Consider the following 17,532-nt stretch of genomic DNA (forward strand, 5'->3'; position numbering starts at 1 on the left):
CTCTCAGATCCCGCAAGCTCCGCCGCCCACGTTTCTCTTTCTTCCAATCTTCAATTGTCAAATAACAGACGACACATAAGCCGTCGRCAAAACCCGCTCCAAACCTAAGCCCAGAACACAAACCAGCATCAGCCAATCCGCTTGAGTTTCACTAGAACGAGTAACTTCGTCGCCAGCAGCGCCGCCGCCCTCGTCAGTGAGTGGGCTTATAGAACTAACCCTCCCAAACAGTCAACACTCATTCCAAAAGTTTTTTGACATTTTTGTAACAGGTTGATTCGGCAGGCATTTTTGCCGCTCAACTTTATCCACAGGCGGCCTTTTCGGATCAGATTCCCGAAAATTCTTTTATCGGCCGGTCAAAAAACCATCGAAAGCCTGCTCTCCACCGCCGAAATATGACTAGAAAACAGCGCCTTGAGCGAATTTATGGTTAATGGAGGATTAAAGCGCCTCCGACCGGCGCGCTTTAAATTTCCGTCACAAATCAACGACCGACATTCGGAACCTATCGCGGTCTGGAGTGTTGTTTCTCCCATTGTAAGGAAGGAGACCGACATGGCTGCCAATACCGATGATATCAGAGCATCTGTGAGCAAGGACATTGCCGCACTCCAGCAGGAAGTATCCCGCCTGCAGAAGATGATTTCCGCTCAGGGCGCCGAAGCCTATTACGAAGTGCGCGGCCGCGCCGGCAAAGCCTATGAGGATGCCCTGCCCCGCGCAAAGAACGCCGTCGCCCAGATCCGGGCGGAAGGGGCGGCTGCCGCCGGTGCCGCCCGCGAGCACGTGGCCGTGACCACCACTGCACTGGCGCTTGCAGGCGCCATCGGCTTTCTTGCCGGATATCTGCTGTCCGGCAATTCGCAGCCACAGCCGCGCCATTGGTGGCACTGAACGTCAAGTCCGTTTAAAATCAGCTTTTTTACGCACCCGCCGATCCATTTTTCGGCTGGGTGCGTAAAGGCTTATGTCTCAGAAAAACCAATTTTTAATGCAAGTGGTGGGAACATAAAAAACTAAAGGGAGGACGACAATGGAAAACAAGAGGGCCAATTGCATCATTGAAGTCAGCGTCGACGGCGCCAACGGCCGTTACGCGGTCGGTATCATGAATATGCGCCAGGCACTCGAACTGCCGGAAATGCCGAGCCTGTCCTACACACATCCCGACCCTGTCAAAGCCGCCGCCGGTATCGTCGTGAGCCGCAAGGAACTGGCCGGCTTCATGGCCTGCCGTTAAGGCAGCGCGGCCTCCTATCCTGTCTGACGGCGCTTTTCTCCAAGCGCTGATGATTTCTGACGACGCCTGTTTTCCCGATCTTTGATTGCCTTGCCGGCATCCCTGGCGTGCCTTACTGGCATCGTTGCGCCGTTCATGCCAAGAAAAGGCATCGAGGCAGACAAGGACGACAGATGAGGGAGCGGCGCCCACCGCATAAAAGGCGCGAGCGGGCAAAACCCGCCGCCGAGGCCGCAGCCAAGCGAGTCACGCTTTCCCGCGCCCTTTCCAAGCTCGGTTATTGCTCCCGCACGCAGGCCGAGCGGCTGATTGCCGAAAGCCGCGTCGCCGTCGACGGCCGTATCGTCAGCGATGCCTCCGCATGGCTCGATCTCGCCACGGCAAGGATCAGCGTCGACGGCTCCCCCGTCGCCGCAGAGGCGAAGATCTATCTGATGCTCAACAAACCGCGCGGGCTTGTCACCACCCGTCACGATCCCGAAGGCCGGCCGACGGTCTATGATTGTCTCAAGGGTTTCGACATTCCGCATCTCTCTCCCGTCGGCCGGCTCGACAAGGCGAGCGAAGGCCTGCTGCTCTTTACAAACGACACGGAATTCGCCCAGGTCCTGCTCGATCCGGTCACGCATGTCACCAAGACCTATCATGTCCAGGTCGACCGCATCATGGACGACGAAACGCTGGCCGCCATGACTTCGGGCATCCGCCATGACGGCGAGCAGCTGACGGCAACGGCGGCGCGGCGGCTGCGCCAGGGCGACAGGAATTCCTGGATCGAAGTCGAGCTCGACGAAGGCCGCAACCGCCAGATCCGCCGCATGCTGGAGGCGCTCGGAGCCGAATGTTTGCGCCTCGTGCGTGTCGCGATCGGCGGGCTCGAGCTCGGCGAATTGCCGAAAGGCGCCGTGCGTGCGCTGACCGATGCGGAATTGCAGGCGCTGCGCCGCAAAGCCGGCATGGAAAGGACGAGGCGCAATTGAGCGATGTGACTGACATGGCGCCGCACGATTTCTGGCAGAAACTTCACCCGCCCGGCACCTTTGCCGAGGAGACGGAGTTCACTTCCTTCTATGTCGCCGTGCTGGAAGATGGCCGCCAGCTTCGCCTGCCGATCCGGGTGCTCGCCGATGGCGATCGCGCCCTCGCCTCGCTGATCGTCAACCAGGCGAGCTTCGCCGTGCTCGATGCGCTTGCCGAAAGCCTCGCCGACAGGATCAGGCCTCTGCAGATCGATATCGTCGCCGGCCTACCGACGCTCGGCCTGACGCTCGCCGCCGCCGTCGCACAAAAGCTCGGCCACCAGAGATATGTTCCGCTCGGTACCTCGCGCAAATTCTGGTATCGCGACGATCTCTCGGTTGCCCTGTCCTCGATCACCACGCCGACGCAGCAGAAGCGCCTCTATATCGATCCACGCATGCTGCCGCTGCTTCTGGGACGGCGCGTCGCTCTGATCGACGACGTCATCTCCAGCGGCGCCTCGATCGTCGCGGGCCTGGACCTGCTGACGGCCTGCGGCATCGAACCCGCCGCCATCGGCGCGGCAATGCTAGTCGGAGCGCTGGCGCGAAAGTCTCGCCGCCGCCGGTCCGCAATGGGCGGCGCGTATCGTCAGCGTCTTCGCAACGCCCATCCTGGAGCGCAATGCCGCGGGCCGGTGGCAGGCGGCACCGTAACGAAATATCGGGATTGCATCTCGCCGGCCGGCACCGCTTTATAGCGAACCGGACGACCACAGTCCGACCGATAGACGCACTACGGATCCGCCCATGTCGTTCGAACAAGCATCCCTGCTGATCCTTCTGCTGGCGATGCTCATTCTCTTTTCGCTCGGTCGCATCCGTATCGAGGTCGTCTCGATCGCCGGCCTGCTTGCCGGTCATGCGCTTGGCCTTTATCCGGCCGACCAGATCTTCACGGGCTTTGGCAGCCCCGTCGTCATCACCGTCGTCGAAATCCTGCTGATCGTCCAGGTGCTGGCGCGCGCCAAGCTCTTCGACAGCCTTGCCGCGCGTTTCTCAGCCGCAAGGCCCTCAAACTTCAAGGTGATCGCTGGCACATCGGCGCTTGCCGGCTTCATTTCCATCTTCATGAACAATATCGGCGCCTTCGCGATCACCCTGCCGGTGACGCTGCGGCTCGGCACGGCGCTCACCATCCCCCGTCGCCAGATCGTCATGCCCCTCTCCTTTGCAGCGCTGCTCGGCGGCCTCGTTTCGCTGATCGGCACGCCGGCCAATCTGCTCGTCAGCGACGGGCTCGCCAAGGCAACGGGAACAGGCTTTCGTTTCTTCGATTTCGCCTATGTCGGCCTGCCGGTGGCAATCGCCGGCATTCTTCTCATCACTTTTCGCGTGCAGCGTCTGTTTCCCGAACCTGACGAAGCGCCGGCGACGGTCTCCCCGGCGGTTCGCCGCATCGTCGTCGAGCGCCGTGTTCCCGACGTCTCACCGCTGATCGGCGTGAAGCTTTCCGATTGTTCGGCGCGTTTCGGCATCAAGCCGCACGCGCTGATCCGGGCGGACAATTTCGTCTTCGGCCCGCTCGATCAATCGGTGATCGAAGCCGGCGATGTCCTGCTTGCCGAAGGCGGCGATACGATTTTTGCCGGCCTTGCCGCCGCGCAGGCGCTGGTGGCCGATATCAATCCGCACGGCCTTCAGCCGGATTTCGCCCGCGTCGAAAGCGTCGTCATGCCGGAAAGCACACTGGTCGGCTCGCGCATCCGCTCGCTCGAAGTCTTTCACAGCCGCGGCGTCGCGGTCACCGCTCTTTCCATGCGCGCGCCGCGCATCGAGGGACGCTTCCTCGACCTGCAATTGTCGATCGGCGATATAGTGACGCTCGAGGGACCGCGTATGGCGATCGCCGAAGCGCTCGAGGAAAGCGAGTGCCTGCCGCTTGCCCCGACAACTCCGGCCGAACCGATCCTCCTCTCATGGCGGCCCTTTGCCCTCTTTGCCTGCGGCGTCGCCGCCTCCGCGGCCGGCCTGCGTCCCGACATCGCCTTTGCCTGTGTCGTGCTCGTGCTCGCCCTGCTCAATCATCTGAACATCCGGCAGGCGATGGCCGACCTCAACTGGCCGATCATCATCATGCTCGCGGCGATGATCCCGCTCGGCCAGGCGATGGCCACCACCGGAGCGGCCGAAACCATAGCCGGCTGGCTGAGCATCGTCGTGCCCATCGCCCACCCGCTTGCCGGCATCGCCCTCATCCTCTTTCTCGCCATGGCATTGACGCCCTTCGTCAACAACGCGACCGTCGCGATCGTCCTGACCCCGATCGCATTGGAATTCGCAAAGACCGGCAGGCACGGGCCGGACGCCTATCTGATCGCGGTCGCCGCCGGCGCATCGCTCGATTTCCTCACGCCCTTCGGCCATCACAACAATACCTTGGCGATGGGGATCGGCGGCTACCGCTTCGGCGATTTCCTGCGCGCCGGCTGGCCGCTCACCCTTGCAAGTTATGGCCTCGCCCTCTTTCTCCTGGCCCTGTTCTGGCTGTGATGCGATAGTTGGCTCGACTTGACTTCCCCGGCAATGAAACTAGAGCAGGAAAACTTCACTCAATCATAAGGACCGTCGAGCGCCGTGCGAATCCTCTCCGAAGCCTATTTCCCGGAACTGCCGAACTACTACCGCGGCAAGGTGCGCGAGAATTACGACCTCCCGGACGGACGCCGCATCATCATCAGCACCGACCGGCTGAGCGCTTTCGACCGCATCCTGACCTGCATTCCCTATAAGGGCCACGTGCTGACGCAGACGGCGCGCTACTGGTTCGAAGCGACCAGGGATATCTGCCCGAACCACGTGCTCGACTATCCCGATCCGAATGTCGTCATCGGCAAGCGGCTCGATATCCTGCCGGTCGAGATCGTCGTGCGCGGTTATCTCGCCGGCACCACCGGCACCTCGATCCTGACTCTCTATAAGAAGGGTGAGCGGGAAATGTACGGCATGCGCCTGCCGGACGGCATGCGTGACAATCAGATCCTGCCGGAGCCCGTGATCACGCCGACCAGCAAGGAATTCGACGGCGGTCATGACGAGCCGCTGACCCCTGCCGAAATCGTCACGCGCGGCCTTCTGACCAAGCAGCAATGGGAGACCCTGTCACAATACGCGCTCGCCCTCTTCGCCCGCGGCCAGGAGATGGCGGCCAAACGCGGCCTGATCCTCGTCGATACCAAATATGAATTCGGCACCGATGGCGACGGCAACATCATCCTCGCCGATGAAATCCACACGCCGGACAGCAGCCGCTACTGGCTTACCGAAAGCTATCCGGCAAGCTTTGCCGCCGGAAAGCGGCCGGAAAGTTTCGACAAGGATTTCGTCCGCGCCTGGGTGGCGGAGCGCTGCGACCCCTACAAGGACGAAATCCCCGAAATTCCCGTCGACCTGATCGAGCAGACCTCGGCCGTCTACATCAGGGCTTACGAAGCGATCACCGGCGAACGCTTTGTTCTCGACGACAGCGGCGAGACGCCGCTTGCCCGTGTCCGCAACAACCTCGCCCCTTATTTCCCTTGAAAAGACGACACGCGAAAGCCGCCGGGCCTGGCATCGGCTTGGCAGTTTTCGCTCAACAGCGCTAGCATTGGAAAAAAGGGAATACCGGGCGCGGCCCGGCGGGGGATAAATGGTAAGAAGGCCGAGACGCAAGGCCGAGGAAACGCGACAGGACATCCTCTCCATGGCGGAGATGCTGTTTCGCGAGCGCGGCTTCGTGGCCGTGTCGATCGCCGATATATCAGGCGCGCTGCATATGTCGCCCGCCAATGTCTTCAAGCATTTCCATTCCAAGATCGCGCTGGCCGACGCCATCGCCGGGCGCCATCTCGACAACGCCACCGAGCGTTTCGTCGCCGACCCCAACTTGCCGCCGAAGGAGCAACTGCTCCGCTTCGTCCTGCGCCTGCTGGAGGGCCATCTACAGGACATCCAGAAGAGCCCTTACATCTTCGAAATGGTGCTTTCCACGATCGAGGCCAAACTCGAGGCCGGCAATCGCTACCGCGCCCGTATAGAGGAAAAGCTCGGCGAGATCATTCGCGAAGGCATCGCGGAGGGCAGCTACCATTGTAGTGATCCCGGCAACGCGGCACACACCGTCGCAGACCTCCTGACCTGCGTGCTGCACCCTGTTCTCATCGTTCGCGACGACAAGGAGACGCTGGTGCGCCGCGCTGAGAATATCGTGTGCTTCGTCGATGCCGCACTGCAAAATAGCGCTTGCTAAGTGACGGTTGCTGACTTACGTCACTTCGTAAAGCTTTTCTTAGACTCGGACAATGGCATTTGAAGCCAAGCCAATCCTGACGCTTATATAAGCCTGCGCCCGGCCCGCCGAGCCCGTGGATCGAACGGCGATTGCCACCGCATGAGGAAATTCAGAATGATCCGGCGTGCCCTCCTCATCTCCTCGGCCCTCGTGGCCGGCGCATTGCTTGGCGCCTGCAGCGACAACGCCGGCAAGCCCGCCGGCAATGCCGGCGCGAGCGCGGCGCAGCAGGCGACCCCGGTCGGCGTGGTCGCCCTGACGAAGGCAAGTTTCCCGATCACGACGATCCTTCCCGGCCGCGCCGAAGCCTTCCAGACGGCCGATATCCGGCCGCAGGTCAGCGGCATCATCCGCGAGATCGCCTTTAAGGAAGGCGGCGAGATCAAGAAGGGCGCTCTTCTCTATCAGATCGAGGATGCGCCCTATATCGCCGCCGTCGAGCAGGCCAAGGCGGCCATCTCCAAGGCCGAGGCAAGCGTTCCGAGTGCTGAAAGCAATCTCGAACGCTACCAGCGCCTCGTCGGCAGCGGCGCGACACAGATCGAATACGAGACGGCCAGGACGACGCTTCTCCAGGCGAAGGCCGAGGTCGAGTCGGCAAAAGCAGCCCTTTCCGCCGCACAGATCGACCTCGATCATACGAAGATCGTCGCGCCCTTCGACGGCGTCATCGACCAGACCGCCTACAATATCGGCAACGTCGTCTCGGCCAACCAGACCACGGCGCTGACGACGATCCGCCAGCTCGATCCGATCTACATCTCTCTGACGGAATCGAGCACGAACCTCCTGAGGCTGCGCGATGCGATGGCCGCCGGCGATATCAAGGGCGCGGAGAACGTCGCCTTTCACCTGATCCTCGAAGACGGCAAGGAATATAATCAGCAGGGCAAGCTCGACATGTCGAAGCAGGTGGTCAGCGAGACCACGGGCACCTTCATCATCCGTGTGCTCTTTCCCAATCCCGACCGTATCGTCCTGCCCGGCATGTATGTCCGCGCCACGGTGGAGCTCGGCGCCGAAACCGGTTACGCGCTGCCGCAGCTGGCAACGAGCCGTGACGCCAACGGCCGGCTGACGGCGCAGTTCGTTTCCGCCGACGGCAAGGTCGAAATCCGGGCCTTCGAGAACAGCTCGCCCTCCAACAATTCCTGGCTGGTGACCGAAGGCATCAAGGACGGCGATCAGCTGATCGTCAGCGGCCTGCAGTCGATCACCGCAGGCATGCCGGTGAAGCCGGTTCCGATGAAGATCAACGACAATGGCGTGGTCGTGGCTGCCGAGCAGCCCGCGGCCGGTGACGCTGAGAAGCCCGCAGCGAAGTAATCGCTCCGAGCCCGCATCGTCACCGTCTCAGCCGCACAGGAACAACCGATGGCCAAGTTTTTCATCCGACGTCCGATTTTCGCCTGGGTCATTGCGATCACCATCATGCTCGCCGGTCTTCTGGCGATCTTCACCCTGTCGATCTCGCAATATCCCGACATCGCCCCGACGACGGTCCGCATCAACGCCACCTATCGCGGCGCCAGCGCCGAGACCGTCGAGAAATCGGTGACGACGATCATCGAGGACGGCATGACCGGCCTCGACGACCTCACCTACATGACCTCGACCTCGTCGACCGGCTCGGCCAGCATCCAGCTCACCTTCGGAACCAGCATCGATCCCGATATCGCCCAGGTGCAGGTGCAAAACAAGCTGCAGCTCGTTCAGTCGCAGCTTCCAGGCGACGTCATCGATGCCGGCATCAGCGTGACGCGCTCGACCTCGAGCATTCTTCTCGTCGGCTCGCTCGTTTCAACCGACGGCAAGCGCAATTCGGTCGACCTCGGCAACATCATGTCGACCTCCATCGAGGATCAGATCCAGCGCCTGGAAGGCGTCGGCAGCATCAACGTCTTCGGTTCCGGATACGCCATGCGCGTCTGGCTCGATCCCTTCAAGCTCCTGAAATACCAGTTGACGCCAAGCGACGTCACGGCTGCGATCCAGGCGCAGAACACCCAGGTTTCCGTCGGCTCGCTCGGCGCCCAGCCGACGATTTCAGGTCAGCAGCTCAACGTCACCATCACCGCGCAGAGCCAGCTGACCACCGTCTCCGATTTCGAACACATCATTCTCAAGGTCGAAAAGGACGGCGCGACGGTACGCCTGAGCGACGTCTCGCGCATCGAGATCGGCCAGGAAAGCTACGGTGGCGGCTCGCGCTACAACGGCCAGCCCTCGACCGGTTTCGCCGTCAACCTCGCAATCGGCGCCAACGCCATCGATACCGCCGCCCGCGTGCGCTCCGCGCTCGACGTCATCGGCCGCACCCTGCCGGAAGGCGTGAAGATCACCTACCCCTACGACACGACGCCCTTCGTGGAACTGTCGATCGAAAAGGTCGTGCATACGCTGATCGAGGCGATCGTGCTCGTCTTCGTGGTGCTGCTCGTCTTCCTGCAGAACCTTCGCGCTACGCTGATCCCGACCATCGCCGTTCCCGTCGTCCTGCTCGGCACCTTCGGGGTGCTGGCGGCCACCGGCTATTCGATCAATACGCTGACGATGTTCGCCATGGTGCTGGCGATCGGCCTTCTCGTCGACGATGCGATCGTCGTCGTCGAAAACGTCGAACGCATCATGTCGGAAGAGAAGCTTTCGCCGCTCGAAGCGACGGAGAAGTCGATGGGCGAGATCACCGGCGCCATCGTCGGCATCGCGCTCGTGCTGACCGCCGTCTTCATTCCGATGGCCTTCTTCGGCGGCTCCACAGGCATCATCTATCGCCAGTTTTCGATCACCATCGTCTCGGCCATGCTGCTGTCGGCGCTCGTCGCCATCGTGCTGACGCCGGCGCTCTGCGCCACGATGCTGAAGCCGGTCGGCGAACACAGGAAGCACCGTGTCGGCGACTGGTTCAACCGCAATTTCACCCGCTCGACCAACGGCTATGTCAGGAGCATCGGCTATCTCCTGAAACGGCCGATCCGCGTCATGCTGGTCTTCCTTCTCGTCGGCGCCGGCTGCGCCTATCTCTTCACCCGCCTTCCGAGCTCCTTCCTGCCACAGGAAGACCAGGGCGTGCTGCTGACCATCGTCACCACGCCGCCGGGCTCGACCACGCAGCAAACCCAGGCGGTCGTCGAGAAGGTCGAAAATTACTATCGTGAGAATGAGAAGGACGCCGTCGAGTCGGTCTTCGGCGCGCTGGGCTTCGGCTTCAACGGCTCCGGACAGAACAGCGCCATCGTCTTCACCAAACTCAAGGACTTCTCGCTGCGCACCGATCCGAACCTGAGCGCGCAGTCGGTCGTCAACCGTGCGCTGCGCAGCTTCTTTGCGATGCGCGAGGCGCAGGTCTTCGCGCTTCTGCCGCCGGCGATCCAGGGTCTCGGCGTATCGAGCGGCTTCTCCATGTATCTCGTCGATACCGGCGGCCACGGCAACGACGCCCTGACGGCCGCCTCCAAGCGGCTGATCCAGATGGGCAACTCGTCAGGCAAGGTCGTGGCGCTGCGCAGCAGCAGCAAGGAAGTCGAGCCGCAGATGCGCATCGTGCTCGATCAGGAAAAGATCGGCGCCATGGGGGTTGATATCGCTTCGGTCAATTCGATGCTGTCGATCATCTTCACCGGCCGCGACGTCAACGACTTCACGCTGAACGGTGAGATCAAGCCGGTCTATGTCCAGGGCGACGCGCCCTTCCGCATGCAGCCAGACGATCTCAATCACTGGTATGCGCGCAACAATGCCGGCGAGATGGTGCCCTTCTCCGCCTTTACCAAAACCGAATGGGTGAAGGGCGCGCCCTCGCTTGCCCGTTTCAACGCCGTCAGCGCCATTCCGCTCGACGGGGCTTCGGCTCCCGGGGTTTCCTCCGGCGATGCGATGAACGAAATGGAAGCGCTGACCGGGCAACTCGGCGGCGGTTATACTGTGGCCTGGCAGGGCATCTCCTATCAGGAGCGCCTCTCCGGCTCGCAGGCGCCGATGCTCTATGCGATCTCCGTCCTCGTCGTCTTCCTCTGCCTGGCCGCACTTTACGAAAGCTGGTCGATCCCTTTCTCGGTGATCATGGCGGTGCCTGTCGGCATTCTCGGTGCGCTGGCGGCGGCAACGCTCTTCGGCCAGGCGAACGACGTCTATTTCAAGGTCGGCCTGCTCACCACGATCGGACTGGCGGCCAAGAACGCGATCCTGATCGTCGAGTTCGCCAAGGACCGCATGGAAACTGGCATGGGACTCTACGAGGCGACGCTGGAAGCGGCGCGATTGCGCCTGCGGCCGATCATCATGACCTCGCTCGCCTTCATTCTCGGCGTCGTGCCGCTGGCGATCGCGACGGGCGCGGGCTCGGCCGCACAGAACGCCATCGGCATCGGCGTTCTCGGCGGCATGCTGGCGGCGACGATGCTGGGAATTTTCTTCGTGCCGTCCTTTTTCGTCGTCATTCGACGCATCTTTGCCACACGCGCCAAAAATGCGGCAGGACTGTGATATAAATGCACTGTGATAATGCTGTTCCGATTGCTACATTGCGCCCGACTGCTTCGGTGTGTGTGTTTGTGGTAGAACGAGGCGCGGCTGCGATAGTGAAGCATGAAGCTTTGGACAAGAATTGACTTGCTCGAGTACAGGATGAAATGAATGGTATCTCTTCGTTTTGCCACGCCGGCATTATTGTTATTACTGTCGGGCTGTGTTGTTGGCCCGGATCATGCTCCTCCTGAAATGCCGCTGCCCGCCAAATTCGGGGAAGGTGGAACGAAGAGTGTTGGCGACGTTGCTACCGCAGCCTGGTGGACCGCCTTCAACGACCCCAAGCTGAATGGCTATGTCCATGCCGGCCTCGATCAGAACCTGTCGGTTCAGCAGGCGATCGAACGCATCAATGCGGCCTCTGCAAACGTCACCACCGCCGGCGCAGGCGGCCTGCCGAGCCTGAACGTCGGCGCTTCGCACACGGTCAGCGGCCAGAAGGGCGAACTGCGCACGCAGGTCGACACGCGCAACACCAGTGCCGGCGACGTCCAGCTGAGCTGGCTGCTCGATCTCTTCGGCCTCTACAAGCGCAGCACCGAGAGCGCGCTCGCTTCGCTCGATTCCGCATACGCATCGGCTGATGTCGCCAAGCTGACCCTCGTGCAGGACCTCGTCTCGAGCTATATCGACGTTCGCTACTATCAGCAGCGCCTGGCGCTTTCGAGGGCCAACCTGAAGTCTCGTCAGGAAACCTACGAACTGACCAAGTTCCAGCTTGAAGCCGGTGCGGCCTCGCGTCTCGACGTCGTTCAGGCCGAAGGCCTCGTACAGTCGACGCTCGCCGAAATTCCCGGCCTCGAAACCAACATCCGCATATCAGCCCATCACATCGCCACGCTGCTCGGCCTGCCGGCCTCGGCCCTTGTCGATGAACTGCTGAAGGGGCGCGGCCAGCCGGTATTCCGCGGCGGCATCAACTCCGGCATCCCGGCGGACCTGATCCGCAACCGTCCGGACATTCGCGTCGCGGAGCGTGATCTCGCCGCCGCAACGGCCAATATCGGTGTTGCCGAGGCGCAGCTTTATCCGAGCATCTCGCTCAGTGGCTCGATCTCGCCGTCCTTCATCAACCAGCGCGGCATCCATGGCGACCTGACCCCCTGGTCCTTCGGTCCGACCCTCAACCTGCCGATCTTCGACGGCGGCCGCCTGCGCGCCAACGTCAAGGCGACGCAGTCCGACGCCGCAACCGCCTACCTCAATTGGAAGTCGACGGTGCTGACCGCGGTCGAGCAGGTGGAGAACGCACTCGCGGCTGTCCGCCGCGACGCCCAGACGGTCGCCGCCCTCCAGGCCCAGGTGAAGACCACGCAGGAAACGCTCGAACTGTCGACCGCGTCCTACAAGGACGGCGCCTCCTCGCTGCTCGACGTTCTCGATGCGCAGCGCCAGGTTTCGCTTGCCCAGGCAAGCCTTGCCCAGGCCGTCCAGCAGATGGCCAAGGATTACGTCTCGCTGAACATCGCAGTCGGCGGCGGTTATGCGCCCGGCGGCAAGACCACCGCGCCGGTGAAGCCTGCGCCGGCGAAGGCCAAGAGCTGATCGGCATTTTGCCTTTCTGGAAATACCAAACCCCGCGATCGCCTCGCGGGGTTTTTTCATGCCCGGCGAATTCGGGAAATAATCCCGCATGAGCAGGATTTGGATTCGACAAGCCAAAAGAGCTGCTATAGGACTGATTAAACGATTAATCAGAATGTTCTCAATCATGGCTTCATCGCGCCCGGGACCGAACCTCAGCAGGATAGCGACCTCGCTCGGCGTCTCCATCGCGACCGTCTCCAATGCGCTCTCCGGCAAAGGCAGGGTCTCCGGCCAATTGGTCGAAAGAATCCGCGAACATGCCGCCGAGCTCGGTTATGTCCCGAGCCAGGCCGGCCGCGCGCTCCGGACCGGCCGCAGCGGCGTTCTCGGCCTGGTGCTGCCCGATATCGCCAATCCTCTGTTCCCGAAGATCGCGCAGGCGATCGAATTTGCCGCCTCCGCAGCAGGTTACGGTGTGCTGATCGCCGATTCCCGCGGCGACGCCGCCGCCCAGGCCGAGGCGATCAATCGCCTGGTCGAGCGCGGTGTCGACGGCATGGTCGTCATTCCCCGCCGCGCTACCCGCATTTCGTCCGCCGCCTGCCCGGTCGCAGTCATCGACACCCCCTCGACGCCTGGCAATACCGTTTCCGCCGATCATTGGCAGGGCGGCCGCGAAATCGCCCTCCATCTCGCCGATCTCGGCCATCAGCGCATTCTCATCATCGGCAACAATCAGGAGTCCAGCGTCCAGAACGACCGCGCCGACGGCATCCGCGCTGGCATGCGCCCGGGCATGTATTCCGAGACGCTATGGATCGAGAAGGTGGAGCTGGATGGCGGCAGGGGCTGCCCGCTCGGCCTCGCCGAAAAAGCCCGGCAGGGTTTCACCGCTTTCGCGGCCCTCTCCGATCTGCAGGCGCTACGCGCGCTGACGGAGCTGCAGCAGGCCGGCATCAACGTTCCCGCCGATGTCAGCGTCACCGGCTTCGACGATCTCATCTGGTCGCCTGTTGTCACGCCGTCGCTGACGACGGTCAGGATGGACATGGATAGGATTGCCGGGATTGCCGTGTCGGCGCTGGCCGATACCATCAGAAAAAGCCGTTCCCGCGAGGGCGTGCTCGTTACCGCGGAGATCGAACGCGTTGCAATGCAGCTGGTCGTCCGCCAATCATCCGGGCCTGCGAGCCCGGCACTAAAAACCTCAGAGATGGAGAACATGTAGATGAAAAAAGCTCTCTTTGCGTCGGTGGCGCTCGCCGCACTCTCTCCGCTCGGCGCCTCCGCGGCCGAACGCACACTGACCATTTCCGTCTATGCCTTCGCACAGGACGATTTCAAAACGCTGGTCTACGACCCTTTCGAAGCCCAATGCGGCTGCAAGCTGGTGGTCGAGACCGGCAACAGCGTCGAGCGGCTGGCTAAGATGGAGGCGAACAAAGCCAATCCCGTGGTCGATCTCGCCGCCGTTTCGATGGCGGATGCGCTCGCCGCATCGCGCGCCGGCCTGATCGAGAAGGTCGATACCGCCAAGCTTGCCAACTTCGCCAAGCTCTATGACGTCGCCAAGGATCCGAACGGCGACGGCATGAGCGTCGGCTATACCTTCTATGCCACGTCGATCGCCTATCGTTCCGACAAGATGAAGATCGAGTCCTGGGCCGACCTCCTGAAGCCGGAATATGTCGGTCATGTCGCCTTCCCCAACGTCACCACCAATCAGGGCCCGCCAGCGCTCTATATGCTGGGCCTGGCGCTCGGCAAGGATACGCCTGATCTACAAGGCCCGATCGCAGCGCTGGGCGAGAAGAAGGACGACATCGTCACCTTCTACGAAAAGTCCTCGCAGCTCGTGCAGCTGATGCAGCAGGAGGAAATCTGGGCAGCCCCCATCGGCCGGTTCTCCTGGGCAGGTTTCACCAAGCTCGACCTTCCCGTCGCCTGGGCAACGCCGAAAGAAGGCCAGACCGGCGGCATGAACGTGCTGGTGCTGACCAAAGGTTCGCAGAACCAGGATCTAGCCATGCAGTTCATGGATTTCTGGCTCTCGACCGAGACCCAGGCCAAGCTCGCCGAAAAGCTGATCGACAGCCCTGCCAACAGCGAGGTCAAGCTTTCCGAAGCCGCCGCCGGCAACCTCACCTATGGCGAGGAAACGGCCAAGAGCCTCAACCTGATCCCTTCCGCCATCGCCCTCGACAACCGCGCCGGCTGGCTGAAGACCTGGAACGAGAAAGTCGGCCAGTAAAGCCCTCGTGAATCGGTCCCGGCGTCTCCCGCCGGGGCCGCCCCTCCTCTCCTGGAAAGGCGCCTCATGTTCCAGAACCGCGCGGAAGCCCTGGCGCTTGCCTTGCCGGCAGCCCTCTTTGCGACGGTGGTCTTCCTGCTGCCCGTCGCAATCCTGCTGTCGGAGGGTTTTCGCGCCGGCGGCGCCTGGACGCTGTCGGCCTATACCGGCTTCTTTTCCGAGACGCTGAACCGCACCGTTTTCCTGCGCTCCTTCCGGCTCGGCCTCGAAGTCACCGCCGTCTCGGCCGTCATCGGCTATGCCGCAGCCTTTGCCATCGTCAACCTGCCGCCGAAGGGCAAAGGCCGCATGATCGGCCTCATCACCTTGCCGCTGATGATCTCGCCGGTGGCGCGCACCTATGCCTGGATCGTCATTCTCGGCCGCACGGGCATCGTCAACCAGGCGATCACGGGCCTCGGTTTCAGCGCCGAGCCGCTGCGCCTGCTCTTCACCGAGACCGCCGTCTTCATCGGCCTCCTGCAGCTTTTCCTGCCGCTGATGATCCTGTCCTTGATCAGCGCGCTCGAAAACATGCCGAGGGATGCGATCCCCGCCGCCCGCGTGCTCGGCGCCAACTGGTTCCAGGTCTTTTGGAAAGTCGTCCTGCCGCTGACCAGAGAAGGCCTCGTCATCGGCGGCACGCTCGTCTTCACCGGCTCGCTCACCGCCTACATCACGCCGGCCATCCTCGGCGGTTCCAAGGTGCTGATGCTCGAAACGCTGATGTACCAGCAGGTGTCCGTCGCCAATGATTTCGTCTCGGCAAGCGTCATCGCCTTCATTCTGATCGTCATGAGTTTTGCCGCCAACATCCTGCTGAAACGCCTTGCGACGGCGAGGAGCCGCAGATGAGCATCCGTCTCTTTTCGCCCGTCGTGCTCTTCCTACTGCTGGTCTTCTTGATCGGCCCGTTCCTGATCATCATCGCCGCCTCGCTCTCGGCGGGCGACACGCTGGCCTTCCCGCCGCAGGGCCTGTCGCTGCGCTGGGTGATGAAGGTCTTCACCATCGAAAGCTTCCGCGACAGCTTCGCCATGTCGATGTTCCTCGCCGTCTTCGGAACGCTGGCAGCCCTCATTCTCGGCATCCCCGCCGCCTATGCCCTGTCGCGTTACCGGTTGCCCGCAGCCGAAACCGTCCGCACCATCGTCTCGTTGCCGATCATCGTGCCCGGCATCATCGTCGGCCTGGCATTGCTGCGTTATCTCGTCGTGCCTTTCGGCTTCAACATCACGCTCGCCCTCTTCTTCGCCCATGCGGCCCTCGTGCTGCCCTATGCCGTGCGCGTCGTCTCGGCGAGCCTCGACAATCTGCGCTCGGATATCGAGGAAGCCGCCGTCCTGCTCGGCTCCTCCAGGCTCGGGGCCTTCTTCCGCGTGGTGATGCCGAATATCCGCGGCGGCATCCTGGCCGCCTTCATCCTCGGCTTCGTCACCAGCTTCAATCAGGTGCCGGTCTCGCTCTTCCTTTCCGGCCCGGGTGTACGGACGCTGCCGATCGACATGCTGGGCTACATGGAAACCACCTACGACCCATCCATCGCGGCGCTCTCCGCCCTTCTCGCTTTCCTGTCGATCGGCATCGTCTTCCTCGCCGAACGCTTCCTGGGATTTTCGCGTTATGTCTGATGCCTACCTCCAACTCGACAAGCTGACGCTTGCCTATGGCGATACGGTCGCCGTAAGAGAGCTCGATCTCGCGATCGGCAAGGGCGAGCTCGTCGCCCTTCTCGGGCCCTCCGGCTGCGGCAAGACGACGACGATGCGCGCCATCGCCGGCTTGCTGACGCCGGCATCCGGCCGCATCGGCCTCGATGGCGCCGATATCACCCGCGTCTCCGCCAACAAACGCGCCGTCGGCCTCGTCTTCCAATCCTATGCCCTCTTCCCGCATCTGACGGTCTACGAAAACGTCGCCTTCGGCCTGCGCCTCAAGGGCATCTCGGGCACCGATCTCGATGCCCGGGTCGGCGCCGGCCTGAAATCCGTCGGCCTCACCACCTTCGCCGCCCGCAAGCCCGCCGAACTCTCCGGCGGCCAGCAGCAGCGCGTAGCACTCGCGCGATCCATGGTGATGGAGCCGAAGGTGCTGCTGCTCGACGAGCCGCTCTCCAACCTCGACGCCCGGCTTCGCCTGGAAATGCGCGCGGAATTGCAGCGCGTGCAGAAGGAGACCGGCGTCACCATGATCTTCGTCACCCACGATCAGGTGGAAGCCCTAGCGCTTGCCGACCGCATCGTCGTGATGCTGAACGGCGGCATCGAGCAGATCGGCACGCCGGAGGAGATCTACAACCATCCCGCCTCCGCCTTCGTCGCCGATTTCGTCGGCTTCGACAATGTCTTCGCGCTGAAGGAAGGAAAGCTTGCGACGCCGAATGGTCCCGTCGCTCTTTCTGTTCCGGCGCCGCAAGCCGCGGCCGGCCTGGCCTGGCGTCCGCGCGCAGTGACTCTCGGCTCCGGCCCTTTCCAGGGCACGGTTCGCGGCACGTCTTTCGCCGGCAACAGCCGCGAATATCTCCTCGATACGCCGCTCGGGGCCATCAAGGCCGAGATCGACGCAAGCCTGCCGACGCACGCGATCGGCAGCGCGCTCGCCTTCGACCTGCCGGTTGCCGGTGCAGCCAATCTCAAACGCTTCGGGTGACATC

14 protein-coding genes and 1 pseudogene are annotated in these 17,532 nt (G+C 62.4%); all 15 read left to right on the forward strand.

Going from position 1 to position 17,532, the window contains the following annotated elements; all coding sequences use genetic code 11:
• The first annotated feature begins 558 nt into the window (after positions 1–558).
• The 15 genes and pseudogenes from QD408_RS05240 to QD408_RS05310 all read left to right on the forward strand — a co-directional run bounded on the left by QD408_RS05240 (position 559) and on the right by QD408_RS05310 (position 17,528).
• On the forward strand, positions 559–897 hold the full coding sequence (locus tag QD408_RS05240) for a hypothetical protein (protein ID WP_088682731.1): 339 nt from the start codon (positions 559–561) through the stop codon (positions 895–897).
• Positions 898–1,036: 139 nt separating this feature from the next.
• The gene (locus QD408_RS05245) at positions 1,037–1,243 is read left to right on the forward strand and encodes a hypothetical protein (RefSeq protein ID WP_004679163.1); all 207 of its coding nucleotides are present in this window, start codon (positions 1,037–1,039) and stop codon (positions 1,241–1,243) included.
• Between the two features lie 173 nt (positions 1,244–1,416).
• Positions 1,417–2,223 (forward strand): pseudouridine synthase, encoded by an 807-nt coding sequence (locus tag QD408_RS05250; RefSeq protein WP_414138571.1) that lies wholly within the window; start codon positions 1,417–1,419, stop codon positions 2,221–2,223.
• A 14-nt stretch (positions 2,224–2,237) separates the two neighbouring features.
• Positions 2,238–2,919: pseudogene (locus QD408_RS05255) on the forward strand (phosphoribosyltransferase).
• 93 nt (positions 2,920–3,012) lie between these two features.
• The gene (locus QD408_RS05260; RefSeq protein ID WP_414138572.1) at positions 3,013–4,755 is read left to right on the forward strand and encodes an SLC13 family permease; all 1,743 of its coding nucleotides are present in this window, start codon (positions 3,013–3,015) and stop codon (positions 4,753–4,755) included.
• Between the two features lie 84 nt (positions 4,756–4,839).
• On the forward strand, positions 4,840–5,784 hold the full coding sequence (locus tag QD408_RS05265; RefSeq protein WP_414138573.1) for a phosphoribosylaminoimidazolesuccinocarboxamide synthase: 945 nt from the start codon (positions 4,840–4,842) through the stop codon (positions 5,782–5,784).
• Between the two features lie 109 nt (positions 5,785–5,893).
• Positions 5,894–6,493 carry a TetR family transcriptional regulator gene (locus QD408_RS05270; protein ID WP_414138574.1) on the forward strand — a complete coding sequence of 200 codons (600 nt, stop codon included), beginning with the start codon at positions 5,894–5,896 and terminating at the stop codon, positions 6,491–6,493.
• Between the two features lie 156 nt (positions 6,494–6,649).
• A complete protein-coding gene (locus QD408_RS05275; RefSeq protein WP_414138575.1) occupies positions 6,650–7,861 on the forward strand; it encodes an efflux RND transporter periplasmic adaptor subunit in 1,212 nt (403 codons plus the stop codon).
• A 48-nt stretch (positions 7,862–7,909) separates the two neighbouring features.
• Positions 7,910–11,020: an efflux RND transporter permease subunit gene (locus QD408_RS05280; RefSeq protein ID WP_414138576.1), complete on the forward strand. Its 3,111-nt coding sequence runs from the start codon at positions 7,910–7,912 to the stop codon at positions 11,018–11,020.
• A gap of 150 nt (positions 11,021–11,170) precedes the next feature.
• The gene (locus tag QD408_RS05285; RefSeq protein WP_088682739.1) at positions 11,171–12,607 is read left to right on the forward strand and encodes an efflux transporter outer membrane subunit; all 1,437 of its coding nucleotides are present in this window, start codon (positions 11,171–11,173) and stop codon (positions 12,605–12,607) included.
• A 166-nt stretch (positions 12,608–12,773) separates the two neighbouring features.
• A complete protein-coding gene (locus QD408_RS05290) occupies positions 12,774–13,817 on the forward strand; it encodes a LacI family DNA-binding transcriptional regulator (protein ID WP_414138577.1) in 1,044 nt (347 codons plus the stop codon).
• Complete coding sequence (locus tag QD408_RS05295; protein ID WP_414138578.1) at positions 13,818–14,840, forward strand: ABC transporter substrate-binding protein; 1,023 nt, start codon at positions 13,818–13,820, stop codon at positions 14,838–14,840.
• A gap of 66 nt (positions 14,841–14,906) precedes the next feature.
• On the forward strand, positions 14,907–15,734 hold the full coding sequence (locus QD408_RS05300) for an ABC transporter permease (RefSeq protein ID WP_414138579.1): 828 nt from the start codon (positions 14,907–14,909) through the stop codon (positions 15,732–15,734).
• Positions 15,731–16,510 (forward strand): ABC transporter permease, encoded by a 780-nt coding sequence (locus QD408_RS05305; RefSeq protein WP_414138580.1) that lies wholly within the window; start codon positions 15,731–15,733, stop codon positions 16,508–16,510. Before QD408_RS05300 ends, QD408_RS05305 begins: the two co-directional genes overlap by 4 nt.
• Complete coding sequence (locus QD408_RS05310; protein ID WP_088682744.1) at positions 16,503–17,528, forward strand: ABC transporter ATP-binding protein; 1,026 nt, start codon at positions 16,503–16,505, stop codon at positions 17,526–17,528. The genes QD408_RS05305 and QD408_RS05310 overlap by 8 nt, the downstream gene beginning before the upstream one ends.
• Positions 17,529–17,532: the final 4 nt, after the last annotated feature.

This window comes from Rhizobium sp. BR 249 (assembly GCF_047445895.1).
Lineage (GTDB): Bacteria > Pseudomonadota > Alphaproteobacteria > Rhizobiales > Rhizobiaceae > Rhizobium.